The sequence below is a fragment of the Rhodomicrobium sp. Az07 genome (assembly GCF_018619475.1).
Lineage (GTDB): Bacteria > Pseudomonadota > Alphaproteobacteria > Rhizobiales > Rhodomicrobiaceae > Rhodomicrobium.
On record NZ_JAHFZG010000008.1, the window covers coordinates 81,305 to 98,097 of the forward strand.

At 64.7% G+C, this 16,793-nt stretch carries 9 protein-coding genes; 4 read left to right on the forward strand and 5 right to left on the reverse strand.

The features are described from left to right. The first annotated feature begins 198 nt into the window (after positions 1-198). A complete protein-coding gene (gene rpsD, locus KKP04_RS07885) occupies positions 199-816 on the forward strand; it encodes a 30S ribosomal protein S4 (protein WP_215028890.1) in 618 nt (205 codons plus the stop codon). 155 nt (positions 817-971) lie between these two features. After that, positions 972-1,316: a ferredoxin FdxA gene (gene fdxA / locus KKP04_RS07890; RefSeq protein WP_215028893.1), complete on the forward strand. Its 345-nt coding sequence runs from the start codon at positions 972-974 to the stop codon at positions 1,314-1,316. 104 nt (positions 1,317-1,420) lie between these two features. Here fdxA and mtgA read toward each other — a convergent pair whose 3' ends face one another. Continuing rightward, positions 1,421-2,212, reverse strand: a complete 792-nt coding sequence (mtgA, locus tag KKP04_RS07895) for a monofunctional biosynthetic peptidoglycan transglycosylase (RefSeq protein ID WP_215028896.1) — start codon at positions 2,210-2,212, stop codon at positions 1,421-1,423. Between the two features lie 97 nt (positions 2,213-2,309). On the opposite strand from mtgA, the gene KKP04_RS07900 reads away from it, so the two are divergent. Both KKP04_RS07900 and KKP04_RS07905 read left to right on the forward strand, forming a co-directional pair. After that, positions 2,310-3,200: a polyprenyl synthetase family protein gene (locus KKP04_RS07900; protein ID WP_215028899.1), complete on the forward strand. Its 891-nt coding sequence runs from the start codon at positions 2,310-2,312 to the stop codon at positions 3,198-3,200. Positions 3,201-3,448: 248 nt separating this feature from the next. Then, the gene (locus KKP04_RS07905) at positions 3,449-3,823 is read left to right on the forward strand and encodes a response regulator (RefSeq protein ID WP_215028902.1); all 375 of its coding nucleotides are present in this window, start codon (positions 3,449-3,451) and stop codon (positions 3,821-3,823) included. 3 nt (positions 3,824-3,826) lie between these two features. On the opposite strand, the gene KKP04_RS07910 is transcribed toward KKP04_RS07905, so the two are convergent. From KKP04_RS07910 to KKP04_RS07925, 4 genes are all read right to left on the reverse strand, one after another. Next, complete coding sequence (locus KKP04_RS07910) at positions 3,827-6,472, reverse strand: PAS domain-containing protein (RefSeq protein WP_215028905.1); 2,646 nt, start codon at positions 6,470-6,472, stop codon at positions 3,827-3,829. Between the two features lie 369 nt (positions 6,473-6,841). After that, complete coding sequence (locus KKP04_RS07915; RefSeq protein ID WP_215028908.1) at positions 6,842-8,461, reverse strand: glucan biosynthesis protein; 1,620 nt, start codon at positions 8,459-8,461, stop codon at positions 6,842-6,844. A 488-nt stretch (positions 8,462-8,949) separates the two neighbouring features. Beyond that, on the reverse strand, positions 8,950-11,001 hold the full coding sequence (gene pbpC, locus KKP04_RS07920) for a penicillin-binding protein 1C (protein WP_251133974.1): 2,052 nt from the start codon (positions 10,999-11,001) through the stop codon (positions 8,950-8,952). A gap of 213 nt (positions 11,002-11,214) precedes the next feature. Next, a complete protein-coding gene (locus KKP04_RS07925; RefSeq protein ID WP_215028914.1) occupies positions 11,215-16,548 on the reverse strand; it encodes an alpha-2-macroglobulin in 5,334 nt (1,777 codons plus the stop codon). Positions 16,549-16,793: the final 245 nt, after the last annotated feature.

Sequence of the window (16,793 nt, forward strand, 5' to 3'; positions counted from 1 at the left end):
TCATTCGACGCCGTCGTGATCGCTTCTTGCGATTGTTTTGCGCTTGCCTCGCCCCATCCGAAGCGCTATCTCTGCCCGAAGGCGGCGTTTCAGCCGCCTTTTTTGCATGCCCGTGACGGCTCAAGCGCCGTCTGTCGGCAGGGAAACCTGCAAAGGAAGGGCCTGCTCCAACATTCATCCTCATTCTGGAGCACAGACATGACGAAGCGCGCTTCCGCGAAACACAAGATCGACCGCCGCCTTGGCGAAAACCTCTGGGGCCGCCCGAAGAGCCCGCTCAACAAGCGCGAATACGGCCCCGGCCAGCACGGTCAGCGCCGCCGCGGCAAGACGTCGGACTTCGGCACGCAGCTCAAGGCGAAGCAGAAGCTCAAGGGCTATTACGGCAACATCACCGAACGGCAGTTCCGCCTGATCTACGCCGAAGCGACCCGCCTTCGCGGCGACACTTCGGAGAACCTGATCGGCCTTCTCGAACGCCGCCTCGACGCCGTCGTATATCGCGCGAAGTTCGTCGCGACGCCGTTCGCCGCCCGCCAGTTCATCAGCCACGGCCACATCTCCGTCAACGGCCGCCGCGTCAACATCCCGAGCTATCGCTGCCGCGCGGGCGACGTGATCGAAGTGCGCGAGAAGTCGAAGAGCCTCACTTTCATTCTTGAGGCGACCCAGAGCAACGAGCGCGATGTGCCGGATTACCTCGAAGTCGACCACGGCAAGTTGACCGCGCGGCTTTCGCGCATTCCGCAACTGTCGGATGTTCCCTATCCGGTGGTCATGGAGCCGAATCTGGTCGTCGAATTCTACTCGCGGTAAGTTTCGTTTCCGGGAATACCGGGCCGGCAGCGTGATTTTTTCGAATGCCATAAGGCCATTCGGATCAATCACCTCCCGGCTTGTTTCCCTTTATCGAATGCGCTATCGAGACGCTTCAAAGGACAAGCCGAGCGGCTCGGCTTCGGAGAAGTTCCATGACCTACGTTGTGCTGGATGCCTGCATCAAGTGCAAATTCACCGATTGCGTCGAGGTTTGCCCTGTAGATTGCTTCTACGAGGGTGCGACCATGCTGGTGATCAACCCCGACGAATGCATCGATTGCGGCGTCTGCGAACCGGAATGCCCGGTGGACGCGATCAAGCCCGATACCGAGCCGGGCCTTGAGAAGCTCCTCGAAGTGAACCGCGAATACGCCGCGCTTTGGCCGAACATCACCGTCAAGAAGACGCCCCTGCCGGACTACGAGAAGTTTCAGCAGGAAGCCGAAAAGTTCGAGAAATACTTCTCGCCCGAGCCCGGCGAAGGCGACGCTCAATAAGCACCCTTATTCTCGCCTATGGCCCTTTTGCGTTCCATCGCAAACGGGCTCAGGCCCGCGCGTGCCGACACGCTGCGCGATCTGTCGCCTTGGAGGCGTGCCGGTCACTCCTGGCTTGCCTCTTCCTCGACCGGCGATTCTTCCTCAAGCACACAGAACGAGCCGTCGCTCTCCCGCGCCGCGCGCACGCGCAGCCTGTTGGCAAGCGCCGCCACGCGCGGACCCGGCTTGCCCGCATTGCGCCGTTTCGGGTTCGGCAGCGCCGCGGCGAGTTGCGCGGCCTGCTGCATCGTGAGATCGTCCGCCGAAATCTTGAAATGGTGCCGCGCAGCCGCCTGAGCGCCATACACCCCCGGCGCCCACTCGACGATGTTGAGATAAATCTCCATCACCCGCCGCTTGCCGAGAACCGCGTCCATGAAGGTCGCAAGGGGAATTTCAAACGGCTTCCTGAGCCACGCCGGATCGCTCCATAGAAAGAGATTTTTCGCCGTCTGCATGGTGATGGTGCTGCCGCCACCCTTCGGCTTCCCGGCTTTTACCGCATCGACCGCCTTGTCGAGCGCCTGCCAGTCGACGCCATGATGCTGGCAGAAGCGGCCATCCTCCGACACGATCACCTGCGCGATGAGGTTCGGCGAAATCTCGTCGAGATCGCGCCACTCATGCGCAACGGAGCGCCCCAGCAGCGCCTGCCTCGCCATCAGCGCCGACAGCGGCGGATTGAGCACCGTGTAGACGAGCGTCAGCACATAAGGTGCAAGGATAAAGACCGCGAGCGCAATGAGAACGACGCGCAGCGCGCGCCATCTCGATCGGTGCTCCGGACCCTGGCCGTCGCTCGGGCGTGTCGCCTCGGTCGGCCGCTCGAAGGTCTCTGGCGCTAAATCCGTCATGACGCAGCTCGCAAATCGGGCTTGAGGATCATACTCATCTGGTCCATGGTGCGCCCGCAGAAATACCCGGCATCCAACAATAAATCCCAATCCTGTCATGACCTTTACAGAACGCCTCGAAGACCACGCAAGCCGTGTCGAACGCCATCTCGACGCATGGCTTTCCACAGAGAAACTTGGTGCCGTGCCGGACAGGCTGCTCGACGCCATGCGCTACGGGACGCTCGGCGGCGGCAAGCGCTTTCGGCCGTTTCTTGTCATCGAGAGCGCCGCGCTGTTCGACGTGCCGGTCGAAAAGGCGCTGAACGCGGGCTGCGCGCTTGAGTGCATTCATTGCTATTCGCTCGTTCATGACGATCTGCCCGCGATGGACAACGACGACTTGCGGCGCGGGCGCCCGACCGTACACAAGGCGTTCGACGACGCAACGGCAATCCTCGCGGGCGATACGCTGCTCACGGTCGCCTTTGAAATCATCGCTCACGGATCGACGCATCCGAACCCCGGCGTGCGTGCAGCCCTCGGCCTCGAACTCGCGCGCGCCAGCGGCGGCGCCGGCATGGCTGGCGGACAGATGCTCGACCTGATGGCGCCCGGCAAGACGCTCGGCGAGACGGACATCCGCACGCTTCAGGCGATGAAGACCGGCGCGCTGATCACCTACGCTTGCGTCGCGGGCGGCATACTCGGCGAAGCCGGCAAGGCAGAGCTTGCCGCGCTGAAAACTTACGGCGATGCGCTGGGTGCTGCCTTCCAGCTAGCCGACGACCTGCTCGACGCCGAAGGCGATGCCGCCGTCGTCGGAAAGGCGACCGGCAAGGATCAGGAAGCAGGCAAGGGCACGCTGGTTTCGTTGCTGGGCCTCGAAGCCGCGCATGCAAAGCTTCAGGACTTGAAGGCGCAAGCGCTTGCCGCGTTGGCGCCGTTCAAGGGCCGCGATGCCATGCTTGCCGACGCGGCGGAATTCGTGGTCGCGCGCAAGTTCTGAGGGGAGCAGCAACTTGGGCGCGCAATTCCGCCCATGGGTCGCGTCATGCGAGTAATTCCGACCGTTCGCCGGTCTTCTTCACGCGACCTTGAAGCGCATATGAGCCAAAACTTTTCGGCGCTTCAGGAATGTTGTAGACTCGATTGTTGCAGGGTTGCATCATCCAAAGACCGAGCGTCAAGATCAAGTATTTCGGCGCTGTCGCACTAGCGACGACACCGAAAGCGGGTAGGAGACAGCGTATCGATATGATGGAGCAACAAAAACTCGCGGGTGCGCGCGTTCTGATCGTAGAGGACGACGCCTTATCCGCGCTCGTGGCGCAGGAGATGCTCGCAGAACTCGGATGTAGCGTCACGGGCGTGGCCGTTTCAGTGGATCAGGCTCTTGCCGAGATCAACCGCAAACAGCCGCTCGATTGCGTGATGCTGGACGTTCGCCTCGGCCGTGAACTGTCGAGCGATATCGCAACCTATCTTTTGCAGCAGAATCTGCCCTTCATCATTTGCAGCGGTTACGACATCAAGCTGCCCGGCATGAATATCCCGGTGGTGGACAAGCCCTATACGGTGGCCGCGCTTGCACAAGCCCTCAGTCGGGCGATCACGCAAAAGGTGCAGTAGAGGTCAGGCTTCCGGGGGGGTGCCTTTGTCGCCGAGCGCCGAGGCAAGGACGCGCTTGAGTTCCACGAAGCGAAAAGGCTTCGAAACACGGGGAAGCGCGTTAACTTCCGCGTCCTCTTCGTGGGCAAACCCGGTAATCAGCACAGCGGGCAAGCCTGGCCGCAAGTCGCGCGCGCGCCGCACGAGTTCGGTTCCAAGCATTTCCGGCATACGCTGATCTGTGACCAGCACATCGCAAGCGCAGCCATTTGCCAGATGGTCGAGCGCGCACGCGCCGCTTTCCGCCTGAACGACCGTGTGGCCCATGGCCTCCAGGATCGCCGCCGCGCCGCCGCGCGCAAAGTCGTTGTCGTCGGTGAGAAGCACGGCAAGCGGCTCGGTGCCTGCCGGTTCCGGGTCGGGCGCGCTATCCACGACCTCCTCCGCTTCCGCCACCGGAAGCCACAGCATCGCGCGCGTGCCTCGGCCGGGCTCGCTTTCAAGATCGAGCTTTCCGCCGGATTGCCCGGCAAGCCCATGGATCATGGAAAGGCCGAGCCCCGTTCCCTTGCCGATACCCTTCGTCGAATAGAACGGCTCCACCGCGCGCGCGAGCATCTCCTGCGTCATTCCTACGCCGGTATCCTCGAACGCAAACGCGACGTAACGGCCGGGTGCCAGGTCCACGACCATCCCCTCGTCGACCGTCTTCTCCGAAGCCGAAATTGTGATCGTGCCGCCTTCCGGCATCGCGTCGCGCCCATTCACCGCGAGATTCAGCAGCGCCACCTCGAATTGGCTCGGATCGACGCGCGCGCGGGGCAGACCATCGGGAATTTCGACGTGAACGACGATATGCGAGCCAAGCGCGCGCGCGATGAGGTCGCGCATGCCGAGAACGAGGCTCTTCAGATCGACCGCACGCGCATCGAGATGCTGGCGGCGCGCGAAAGCAAGCAACCGCTGAACGAGAACGCGGGCGCTTTCCGCCGACTGCATTGCGTTGGCGATCAGCGCATGAAGCCGCTCGTCCGGGGAAATCCGGCGCTGAAGAAGCTCGAACGCGCCCATGATGGGCGTCAGCAGATTGTTGAAGTCGTGCGCGATCCCGCCCGTGATCTGGCCAACGGCTTCGAGCCGCTGGCTTCGCAGAAGCGCCTCCTGTGCCTGCCGTCGGGTCGTGATGTCTGCGGCTTCCGAGACGACCGAGACAACCTGCCCGCGCGGGCCGCGAATGGGCCGCATGGTGAAATCGAACCAGCGCGGGCCGCCCGGCAGGGTCAGGAGTATCTCGCGGCGAACGGCCTCGCCTTTCACGACATCCGCGAAGGAAGACCGGATAAACTCCGCCATACCCGGCGTTTCGGAAAACCAGGGCGTGTCCCAGAACGCCCGCCCGACGAGGCCGTCGACCGTGTCGGCGCGGATGTCGGCGAGCGAAGTGGAGTTGGCATCGAGCAGCGTGCCATCGAGCGCCGAGATGCACTTCGATTGATAGCTCGTGTGAAAGATGGCCCGCATGCGAGCCTCGGAGCGCTCCAACGCCTCCGCCACCTCCTTCTCGGCGGTGACGTCGCGACCGTTGGCGTACATGAGGTCGCCCTCGGGGGCAATCAGCCAGGAAGTCCAGCGATAGCTTCCGTCCTTGTGCCGAAAGCGAACCTCGATCTCTTTGGAGCCGTCACGGGCAAAAAATGCCGCGCCCGTCGCCGCCGAATCGTCGTCCGGGTGCAGGAAGTCGCGCATGGACTTGCCGACGATCTCCTCGGGCAGCCAGCCGAGCGTGACGGTCCACGCGGGGTTTGCCGCTCGAAATATGCCCTCGCTGTCGGTGATGAGGACCATGTCGCGGGCGTTGTTCCAGGTCCGCTCTCGGGCCTCGTCCGCCGCCCGCGCGCGCTGCGTCAGATTGGCGGTCAGATCGAGCCAAGCCCGCTCCGCCGAGCGTTGTTCGGTGATATCGGTGTGAATGCCGACCCATTCGAACACGTCCCCGGCATCGTCGAGAACCGGAAGCGCCCTGACGGAATAGCGCCGCCACTGCCCATCCGGGCGGCGGACGCGATGCTCGAAAACGAACATGCTCTTTGTCGAAACCGCCGCTGTCCAGGCGTCGAGCGTCGGTTGTACATCGTCGGGATGAAGCGCGTGCTTCCAGCCGAATCCCTGATAGTCTTCGAAGCGCTGGCCGGTCAAAGCAGCCCAGCCGGGCTGATCGCCCCACATCTCGCCTGCCGCGTTGTTCGTCCAGAGGACGCCCCGCACGGCGTCCACGACGGCGCGGCAACGGCGATCCTCGGTCTCGCTTTCGGCGACGCTCGCTTCGGGCCGCACCAGAACATGAAAGCAGAGTTCCTTGCCGCCGCAAACGGGCGTCAGCGTTGCCGTCACCGGAACCGCGCTACCATCGCCGTTCATGAGATGGGTTCGTGTTTCGAGCCCTCGCTCGATGATCGCGCCGAGCGGGGCCGGTTCCGCCAACTCTCCCGTGGCGAGATCGCAAAGGCGCAACCGGAGCAGATCCGCCTCGGAGCGGCCGACAAGGGCGCAGAACCTCTCGTTCGCGCCCAGGAAATAGCCATTGGCGTCAAGAGTTGCATAGGGTGGCAGGCCCGCCCGACACGGCTTGCCGCTCGCAGCGTCCTTGGGCCGGTCAATCGTCTCTCTCATCTTGTCATGAACAACAGAAGACGTTTCCTGCGCTTAACACGGTGGCGAAGCTTGGAGTTCAGAACGACGGCAAGGTGCGGCGAAAGAGAGGCAAAACTTACGGCCGTTCGGCTAAGGTAAACGGTTAGTATGAAATGATGTTCCCGAGGCAATGAACGCATGCAAGAGATTTTGCACCCATCAGGGAACGCGCGTCGAACGCCACGCTCCGATCTTGTCTTGGAAAGAAGTCCGAGGGCGCGCTCCATCGGACCTGCGGACGCGCGAAGGGCGCCGACCGGAGAAGCGGCGTCAGACACGACCACCACGGGCAGCACGCGCTTGAAACAGCGCGGCGGGGATCGCGTCGACGCCCGCGCCTCAAGGCTCTCAGTAGCCCAGTGGCCGGGCATCCGTCACGAAGGGATGGTATTGATAGAGCCAGGTCTCGCTCAACACCTTTTCCTCGGCCCGCAGGTAAAGGCGGAGTTCGACCGGCTCGCGGCCATCGACGCTGAGGTCGAAATGCGCGCGCCAGTGCCCCGGCACATCGTCCGGGACGGCCTCCGCGACCGACGAGCGGACATTGCCGCGCGACGCCCAGGCCACAACCTCCGGCTTCACGCCGCTCGGCAAGTCCTTGAGCGGGCCGCCAAGGAATTCGACCGTGAACTTGCGCACACCGTAAGGCCGGACCGTTCCGGGTTCGCCGCCACGCCCGAACCTTGTGGCGACGCAGCGCGCGAGCGGCGTCGGATAGGGCTCGTCGGAGAGCCAATGCAGCCTGTAGGCGAGGTCGATGCGGTCGCCGGGTTCGGGCCGCTTCTCCGGGTTCCAGTAGGCGACGATGTTGTCGTTGATCTCGTCGTCGGTCGGAATTTCCACCAGTTGGACGGCGCCCTTGCCCCAGCCGTTGCCTCTCGGCTCGACCCAGGTCGACGGGCGCTTTTCATAGCCGACGCCATCCTGATAATGGTCGAAGACGCGGTCGCGCTGAAGCAGGCCGAAGCCGCGCGGGTGCTCGTCGGCGAAGCTTGAAATCGTGATGTGCGACGGATTGTTGAGCGGTCGCCAGATGCGCTCGCCCTGCCCGGTCGCCAGCGAAAGCCCGTCGGAATCATGCACCTCGGGCCGCCAGTCGATCCCGGCGGGCTTTGCCTTTTCGCCATACCAGAACATGGAGGTGAGCGGCGCGAGGCCCAGCCGCTCCACGGCTTCGCGGAAGAACAGCGTGAGTTCGATGTCCATCACCACGCCGCTCGTGCGATGCAGGTCGAACTTGTACGCGCCGGACACGCTCGGGCTGTCGAGCAGGGCGTAGACCGTGACGGTGCGTGAGGCGGGCGGCGCCGGCATGAACCAGAAGGAGACGAAATCCGGGAATTCTTCGTGCCCTGAGCCACCGGGCGACAACGCGATGCCGCGAGCCGACATGCCCACCTGTCCGAGTTCGCCCTTCGCGCGGAAATAGGACGCGCCGAGGAAGGTCGCCCACGGCTCCGCCTTCTTCCAGTCTTCCTTGCCGTCGCGCGGCTCCATCACCCAGAAGCCCGCCAAGGAGGACGGCGTCGGCGCGAGGCGCGCGGCGGGGCTGCTCTCGGCTATGGTGAAATAGGCCGGATCGTAGATGATTTCGCGCGAAAGGGCGCCGCCCGCGTTCGGCTCCAGCGCATGCATGCGCACCGTTTTCGGGAAGTAGTAGCCCACATGCTGGAACGTGATCGGGAAGGCCGCCTCGTGGCCGTCGCCATAGAGCGCGTAATCGTGTCTGTATTTGAGCTTGCCGTGCGCATCGTAGTCGATGGCGGCGACGGTCGCGGGATCGGGGCGCGGGGGCGGCGAATAAGGCGCTTTCGACCGTGCTTCCGCGTGCGCCTTCAGCCAGTCGAAGGAAAACGGCTGCGGATCGCCGAAACGAAGGCCGGGCGCGGGCGTACCGGCAAACGCGGGAAGCGCTGCGGCAGCCTGGGCAGCCAGCGCGAGTTTCATAAAACTGCGGCGATCGAGCATGGAAGAAGTGCCCCTCGTGAAATCCCGGATGCGGGTCAGCCGCCCGCCTTGTGGCGATGTCTCTAGCGGGGCTTTTGGGAAATGGGAAGGCGCAATTTGCAATCGGGTTGTAGCGGGCGCGGCGTCAAATTCGCGGCGCCTGCGATCAGGCGGGCGGCTTTCCAAGCTTTCGGTGTTCCGGCGCATACGTTTGCCAACCCTCGCTGCACGATCTCAGGCAAAGTTGCGTCTTAAGAGCGCGAGCACCTTTGTCGATGCCGGTGCAGCTTGAATTAATATTCGATGATCAAGTCATCAGCCGGACGGATCGGACCGCCGGGATATCGGGCGCCGTCGCTGCAAATTCGTCGCCCTTGGCCTCAGTCCCTTCGCGGCTGGCACCCGTGCCGCGGCCTGACAGGCGCGGCCGAGCCGCTGGCTTGGCAGTTGCACGCCGGAGATGACGCTCGGGCGCCGCGAAAACGCGGCCCTTATGTTCCCCGGCATGCCTACCGAAGGCGGATTTGCGTGCGGTCGGACCTTCCCTCCGCGTCGACGACGGTAATCTGCACGAAGCCGGGCCCGCGCGGTCTGAGAAAGGCATCGCGTCGATGCGGCGACGAGGCAAGCGGCGTGCCATCCACGAGCCAGGTTAGCGGCAACGCGCCACCCTCTGCCTTCAGCGCCACCGGCATGGCAACCTCATCTCCGTCCCCGCCTTCCGTGTGCGCGAGTTCCACCTCGGAGTTCGGCGGCGGAAAGGCGATATGAAGCGCCTGTTCGACGGCCCCTCCCGAACCCTCCCGCCTTTGCTCGCGGAAGACGCGAAGCGGGGGCGGCAGATCCGAATTCCTGCGCGATCCGATGAGGTTCGGCGGCGGCGAACCGAATGGCGCCCGGCGCGGGCCGATGGCGGCGAAAAGTTCGAACATCGCCGGAGCCGCAACGCGCAAGCCGACGAGCCCGGGAGCGGCGCTGGCGTCGGCCCGCCCAGCCCATACGGCCACCGTATATTCGCCATCGTAGCCCGCCGCCCAGGCGTCCCGGAAGCCGTAAGAGGTGCCGGTCTTGAAAGCCACCCGCCCCGGCGTGACGTTGGGCGGCACGGGAGCGCCGCGCAAAATATCCGTGACATACCAGACGGCTGCCGGCTGAAGCAGCGCGGGCGGCTCGCTCGTCCCCCAAACGGGGCCGTCATCCTTCTGGTAGCGGATCGGAACCAGCGTGCCGCCACGGCCGAGCGCGGCATAGAGCGTCGTCAGATTTTCGAGCGTTAGCCCGGCGCCACCAAGCGCGACCGTCAGGTTACGCGGCATCGCGAACGGCATGCCGACCTCGCGAAACCGTGCGGCGAGCCGCACCGGGCCGACCTCGTTCAGCACCTTCACGGCCGGAATGTTCAGCGAAAGCTGGAGCGCCGAGCGCACCGTGACCGTGCCGTGGAAGACGTTGTCGAAATTCACCGGCGCATAGGTGCCGAAGCGAACGGGCCTGTCGTCGATCAGCGTTTCGGGATGGGCGACCCCTTCCTCGAAGGCGAGACCGTAGATGAATGGCTTCAGGGCGGAGCCCGGCGAGCGGATCGCGCTTGTCATGTCGATGGCGCCGAGGCGGTCGCCGTCGAAATATCCCGCCGAGCCGACATGCGCGAGCACTTCGCCGGTCCGGCTCCGGACGATGAGCGCGGCGATGGATATCTTTTCGCCGAAGGTCTCGGCATTTCGCCGCACAACGGCCTCGGCCTGTTCCTGCAAGGTGCGGTCGATGGTGGTGGCGATGACGGGTACGCCGGGATTTTGCGCGATCAGGCGTTCCGAAATATGCGGCGCAAGCGCCCGGAAATCCAGCCGACCGCGTGGCGCGACGCTCGCGATGGCCACGCGAGCGTCCGCCTCCGCGATAAGTCCCGCCGTCGCCGCCCGCCGTATCACACGGTTGCGCCCGGCAACGAGCGAGGCATAGCCGCGATCAGGGCGGCGCGTCTCCGGCGACTGCGGGATCGCCACGAGCAACGCCGCTTCCGCGATGGAGAGGCGATGGGGCTCCTTGCCGAAATAGGCGAGCGAGGCGGCGCGAACGCCTTCGAGGTTGCCCCCGTAGGGCGCAAGCTTCAGGTACAGCGCGAGGATTTCATCTTTCGTAAGCGCCCATTCGAGGCGGATCGCGTCGGCGATCTGCTGGAACTTCGCCGGGATGGAACGCGTCGGCGAGCCGCGAAGGAGCCGCGCGACCTGCATGGTCAGCGTCGAGCCGCCGGAGATCGCCTTGCCGTGGCGCGCGGCCTGAAGCGCGGCGCGGCCGAATGCAAGAGGATCGACGCCATAATGAGTGTTGAACCGCTTGTCTTCGAACGTGAACAGCAAGTTGAGGTAGGTCGGGCTGACATCCTCGCGGCGGGCGTCGAGCCGCCAGCGGCCCTCGGGCGTAGTGAACGCGCGAAGCAGGCGTCCGTCGCGGTCGAGCACGAGGCGAGAGGAGGAAGCCGCCGCATCGAGAGGCAGCGGTTCGAACAGCTTCAGCGCATATGCGGAAACAGCGGCGAGACACGCAAACAGGGCCAATACAAGCCAAACTCGTCTATTCCGCACCATACCACGCAACATCATCGATCCAATCGCACGCGAAACTCGCTCCAGGCTGGGCGCGTTCCTTAAAAACAGAAGTAAATGAGGAACCCGTCCCGAAGCTTATATAGTCACGCTATCGTTGTGGAACGATGGACTTTCCATCAATAATTGTTCAGGGCGGCGCGACGCCGCACCGCCCTGCCGATCTTATTGAGCCGCGTCGATCTCGACCGTCGCACCCGACGTGCGGGCGAAGCGATCGGGGCGATACATGTCCTCAACGCGCGCACCGGCATGCGTGTATGCACCGGGCGTAACCGCGCGCATCACGTAAGCCATCGTGAGTTGCGCGGGTTGCTTGCGGCTCGCGTCCGTCAGCGAATACGCCGCCACGAAGCGGTCGTCGCGGAAGGACGAGAAAGCGGGCGTCCAGGTCGACGGCAGCCACGAAAACGCCTTGAGGTCGCTCCCCTTCAACAGCGCCGGATTCTCGATGTCGAAGCCCGCGGGCAAGCGATCCTCAACGACGATCTGGCCCGTCTTCGCCTCGACTTCCGTCACCTTCAGCACCACGACGACGCGGTCGTTCTGCTTCAGTCTGTCGAAGGCGATTTCCTTCCCGTCGGGGGCGTAGGTCTTGCGCTCGATCCTGAACCCGCTTTCGGCCGACGGCTCCGGTTCGAGGCCCTCGCCCGTGACAAGCACGGAAGCGGGCACCGTGTCGGAGCCTGCGTTCTTGACCACCAACCCATCGGCGGCAAATTGGGCGCGCGTGAGCGCCGTCTCGAACTGCGCAGCCGTCGCGTTCGGCAGGATCGCACTGACATTGGTGACGGCGATGCGGTCGCCCTTGAAGTCGCTGCCCGCAAGCACCGTCTGGAAGGAGCCCTTCACCGGCCGGCCGTTGACTTCGAGCGCGAGATCCTTGTTCTGCGCATCGAGCGTGCGCGCGGCGAGAAGCAGCCAAAGGCTTTCCTGCGTCGTCGTCTCCTTCTGCTGCGCGCGAAGCTTCGTCACGATATCGAACGCCTTCTGAAGCTGCGGCGTCGCGGCGTTGCTTTCGCCGAGCAGCGCCAGAACCGCCGCCGCGTCGCGAAGCTCGGTGCCGTAGTCGGCCCGGTTTGCGAGCGGCGTTTTGGCATCCGGCTTCGTAAGAAGGTCCAGCGCGGAGGCGAAAGTCAGCGTTGCGCGCTCGCGGTCGCCCATCATGGCAAGCGCGGCGGCGAGCTGGGCGCGGGCAATCGGCGTCGAGAAGGCGTCGATCTTGGTGTCGGCGTAATAGCGAAGGTCGCCCAGCACACCACGGCCGGAACGCGCCAGCACGTATAGCGCATAGGCCAGATCCTCGCCGCCCTTCTTGAAATCGCCCGCATTGTTGACCGCGTTCCTGAGCCGGTCGAGCGCGAGGGCGTAATTGCCGTCGCGCACGGCGTATCCCTTTTCCTTCGCGCGGGTCATGAATTCGGCGCCATAGGCGGTGAGCCAGATATCCTCGCCGCCCGGCCCCCACAGGCCGAAAGTGCCGTTCGATCCCTGCATCTCATAGAGGCGCGCGATCGCCTTTTCGATGGCGACCTTCGCTTTCGGCTCCTTCGAGACGCGGGCGCGCGAGGCGACCTCATCATAATAAAGGAGCGGCAGCGCGCGGCTCGTCGTCTGCTCGGCGCAGCCATAGGGGTAGCGGTCGAGGCCGAGCAGCAGGCCGGGCACGTCGAACGACGCCGTGCGGCTTGCGGTAAGCGAGATGCGCGAGGTTGCGGGCACCAGATCGGCCACGAGTTCAGGCCCGACGCGCAGCGAGCCGGTGTTCGCCGCGAGCGTCACCGTGGAGCGGCGGCGCACATTCGGCGCGGGCGGCTCGACGGGGATGGCGTAGGTGCGCTCGATGGCGACATTGCCGGGGCCGGTGAGCGAGAAGCTCACGCTGCCTTCGCCGACGGACGCCGCGCGCAGCGGGATAACCGCCGAAACGCGCTTTTCGAGATCGAGCTGAAGCGTGCTTTGGCCTTCGCCTTCCACCTCGACGCCGCCCTCGCCCTTGACCGCGAGTTGGTAGGCTCCGGCGGGCGCTTCGACGTTCTCGATGGAAAGATGCAGGTTTGAGCGGTCGCCGAGCAGCAGATACTTCGGCGCGGTCGCCTGCGCGACGACCGTATCGCGCACGATGACATCCTTCTCGCCCGTGCCGAGTTTCGTCGGCGACCAGGCTTGCGCGGAAAGCCGCATCGTGCCGTTGAAGGCCGGAAGCTCGAACGTGACCTGCGCCTTGCCGTCCGCGTCGACCTTGACCGGGCCGGAATAAACCGCGAGCGGCGTTTCGGCCAGCGGGCGGCCGTTCATGTCGAGGCCACCTTCGTCGCCGCCGGAGCGGACCTGACCGCGCACACCCTGCATGCCGTCGATGAGCTTGCCGTAGAGATCGCGCATTTCGAGACCGAGGCGGCGCTGGCCGAAATAGTAGGCGGCGGGCTGCGGCGTCTTGTAACGCGTAATGTTGAGGATGCCGAGGTCGACGCCCGAGACGACGAGCGTCGCGCTTTCGCCCGCGTCGAGACCGGCGACGGAGGCCGTGACGGTGACGGGACCGGCGGGCCGAACGGCCGGCGGCGTATCGAGCGCGACGGACAGCGTGCGCGGCTTGGCGTCGAGCGCGATCCACTTCACCCCGACCGCGCGGCTCGGCATCCGCTTCGCGGCGCTATCCATCGGCCGGTAGAGGATCGCGGTCGCATACGCGCCCGGTCCCCATGCCGGATCGACCTTGAACGTCGCCGACCCGCCCGAGGCTGCCACATCGACGAACTGGGTCGCCAGCACCTTGTCGCTCACGATGGCGACGAGCGCCTTGCCCGCCATGCGCGGCAGGATCGACACCTTGATGTCGTCGCCGGGACCGTAGGACGCCTTGTCGAGCGCGAGGTTCAGGATTTCCGGCGTTTCGGAAGCTTCGGAGACGTACCATCCCGCAGAGAAGGTGACGCTCGTGGCCGGGCCCTTCGCATCGGTGGATGCGATGTCGAGGCGGTAATTGCCGGGCTTCACGGGCGCGGAGATCTTCACCGTGCCGCTTTCGGGCGTGTCGAGCGTGCCGCCCGCGACACGGCTTTCATAGGTGACGAGTTCGTAGGACCAGCGGTTGTCGCGGTTATACCACTGGAACTGGTTTTCGACGCGCAGCAGATCCCATTTCAGGCCCTTGATTTCGGCCTGTTTGCCGTCGGTGCTGATGCCGACCACCTCGAACGCGGCGTCGTCGCCGTCCGGCACGGAGCCCTGGAAAAGCGGCTTCACGCCGACGAAGCTCTTGCCCGTGTCGACCTTGAGGCCGATGCGGTCGGTCAGCGCGCGGCCCGACGGCTCGCGCAGGCGCACGGTGATGTCGGCGGATAGCGGCTTCGTCGTCTGAGGCAGTTCCGGCAGCGCGATGGAAAGCTTCGCCGCGCCTTGCGCATCGGTCGTCGGCAGGCCGTCGAGCGCGGTGCGAACCGTGGTGAACTTCTCGCTCTCGATCCCCACGCGGAAGCCGGGGAAGCCCGCGACTTCGCTCGCCGCCGAGACCGCGATTTCGCCTTCAAGGCCGAGATTGGAGGCGGGCGCGCCGTAGAGATAGCGGCCGTCCAGCGCGATCACGCCGGGCTTCGCCGCCGAAATCAGCGGCTGCTCGGCCTTGAGCTTCATCTCCAGCCGCTCCGGCACGTAATCTTCCACGAGGAACGTCTTCTCGTAGAGCGACGGCGCTTTCGGATCGACATACGCCGCGATGCGCCACGAGCCCGTCATCGCCGTTTCGGGCAGCGCGATCTGCCAGCTTCTGCCGCCATTGCCCTGATCGGCGAGAGTCTCGCGGCGGTCCTCCACGCCATCGGGGCGGAAAAGCTTCACGATGAGCGGCGTGGAGGGCGCGGCGTTGGCCGCCTGATCGCGCAACAGCGCCGTGACGTACACCGTTTCGCCCGAGCGATAGACGCCGCGCTCTGTGAACACGAACGCGTCGAGCGGGCCGGGGGGCGTGCGTCCGCCGACGCCGCGATCGGACAGGTCGAACGCCTGCTTCGTGACGTCGAGGAAGCCGTAATCCTTGTCGGCACCGCGTGCGATCACGAGCGCGGGGGCTAGGCCGCCCGTGCCTTTGGCGAGGCCAGCGTCGAACACCGCTTCGCCATTTGCGTCGGTCTTTGCCGTGCCGAGCACTTCGTTGTTGCGCGCGAGGAGACGGATTTCCGCGCCCTCGACCGGCGCCGCCGAGCCGAGCGAGCGCACATAGACATGCACGCTATCCGCACCGCTAAACGCAGTCAGGCCAAGGTCCGACACCACGAACCATTGCGTCGATTTCGTCGAATAATCGTCCGAGGCGTCGGCGCTGTCGGCATCGACCTTCGCGGCTTCTTCGGCGGAGGACGCCGCGATGACATAAAGGCCGGGCTTCAAATTCGGCAGCAACGTGTCGACGGGAAATGCGGTCGTCACTTCCTCATTCGGCTTCATCTCGACCGGCATCTCGCCCGACCAGAGCTTTTCACCCTTGGTGTTGGCGATCTGGTTCAGCTGATAGCCTTCGAGCGAAGACTGGAAATTGCCGTCGAGCACTTCGTCTGCGAGGCGGCGGTCGCCGATGCGATAGATCGAAGCCTTCACGAGCTTCGTATTGATGCTGACGACGGGGATGCCCTGCTGGCCCGTGCGCGGCAGCACGTAATTGCGGCCCGACAGGCGCACCGAAGGCGAGCGGTCGCGGATGTAGACGGTAAGATCGACGGGCTTCGGCAGGAGATCGTCCTCGGTGGACGGGATACCGCTCCTGATCTTCACCTCATAGCGCTTGCCGTGCAGCAGTTCCTCGACGCAAAGCTGCCGCCCGTCGACGCGGACGGAGCCGGGCTTCGCATTGTTGACGGTGACGTAATTCGTGTAGTCGACGCGGCCTTTGGCGAGGCTGTCGGAGAATTGCACGCAGATGCGTGGCGCGTTCGACTCGTTGTCGGCCGTGTAGTCGAGCATGCGGAAGCCGTGCTCGTTGAAGGCTTCGTCATAGGCTGTCTGCACATCCGGGTTCGCATCGAGTCCGAGGCTGATCTTGTACACGCGGAGCGCGGGGCGCCATTGTTCGCGCGCGCCGAGACTCTCCGCGAGCACCGCGAGAGCGGCTGCCTTGGCGCCGGGCATGGACGCGCGCGCATACGCGATATAGGCCGACGAACCGGCATTGCGGGCGAACGCGATCTTCTCGCCGTATTTTTCCGTCTCGATGGCGAGATAGGCGCGCGCGAGTTGCAGCCACGTGTCCGCGTTCTTGCGGTCGAGCAGCGCCGACGATGCGAAATAGCCGGTGGCCGCGCGCGGATTGTTTGCGGCGATGGCCTTGACGCCCTCGGCTTTCCAGCCCCTGGCATCCTTGCCCTTTGTGGGCCATGTGGCGGTGAGCGTGTTTTCGAAGCTCTCGGACTCGCGGACGACGAAGTCCTCAATCGGGGATCGCGGATCGGCGTTTGCGGCCACGACCGTGCTGAAAGTGATGAAACAAGCGAGCAAAACACGCATCAAATACATCGCGCGACCTCAAGGACATTGGATACAACCTAAGATCGGACTGATGCCCCGAAATTTGGGCTTGGGCAAGGCCGAAACCGCGAGAAAACAGGGCGCGACGATCCGGCTCGACTGACGTTTCTGTGAATACGCGTCAAACGGATGAGCGGTTGTGCTTTCGGACCTCGAAGCTCCCACGAAATCGCCCAAAAGCGCCCTCAAGGCTAACCGACCCTTCCGAAACCGACCGGCCACCG

What these genes read in the sequence shown, in the direction of transcription:
- KKP04_RS07905 (WP_215028902.1), top strand. Translation starts at nt 3,449, where the DNA reads ATGATGGAGCAACAAAAACTCGCGGGTGCGCGCGTTCTGATCGTAGAG.
- rpsD (WP_215028890.1), top strand. Translation starts at nt 199, where the DNA reads ATGACGAAGCGCGCTTCCGCGAAACACAAGATCGACCGCCGCCTTGGC.
- KKP04_RS07925 (WP_215028914.1), bottom strand. Translation starts at nt 16,548, where the DNA reads ATGCGTGTTTTGCTCGCTTGTTTCATCACTTTCAGCACGGTCGTGGCC.
- KKP04_RS07915 (WP_215028908.1), bottom strand. Translation starts at nt 8,461, where the DNA reads ATGCTCGATCGCCGCAGTTTTATGAAACTCGCGCTGGCTGCCCAGGCT.
- mtgA (WP_215028896.1), bottom strand. Translation starts at nt 2,212, where the DNA reads ATGACGGATTTAGCGCCAGAGACCTTCGAGCGGCCGACCGAGGCGACA.
- KKP04_RS07910 (WP_215028905.1), bottom strand. Translation starts at nt 6,472, where the DNA reads ATGAGAGAGACGATTGACCGGCCCAAGGACGCTGCGAGCGGCAAGCCG.
- fdxA (WP_215028893.1), top strand. Translation starts at nt 972, where the DNA reads ATGACCTACGTTGTGCTGGATGCCTGCATCAAGTGCAAATTCACCGAT.
- KKP04_RS07900 (WP_215028899.1), top strand. Translation starts at nt 2,310, where the DNA reads ATGACCTTTACAGAACGCCTCGAAGACCACGCAAGCCGTGTCGAACGC.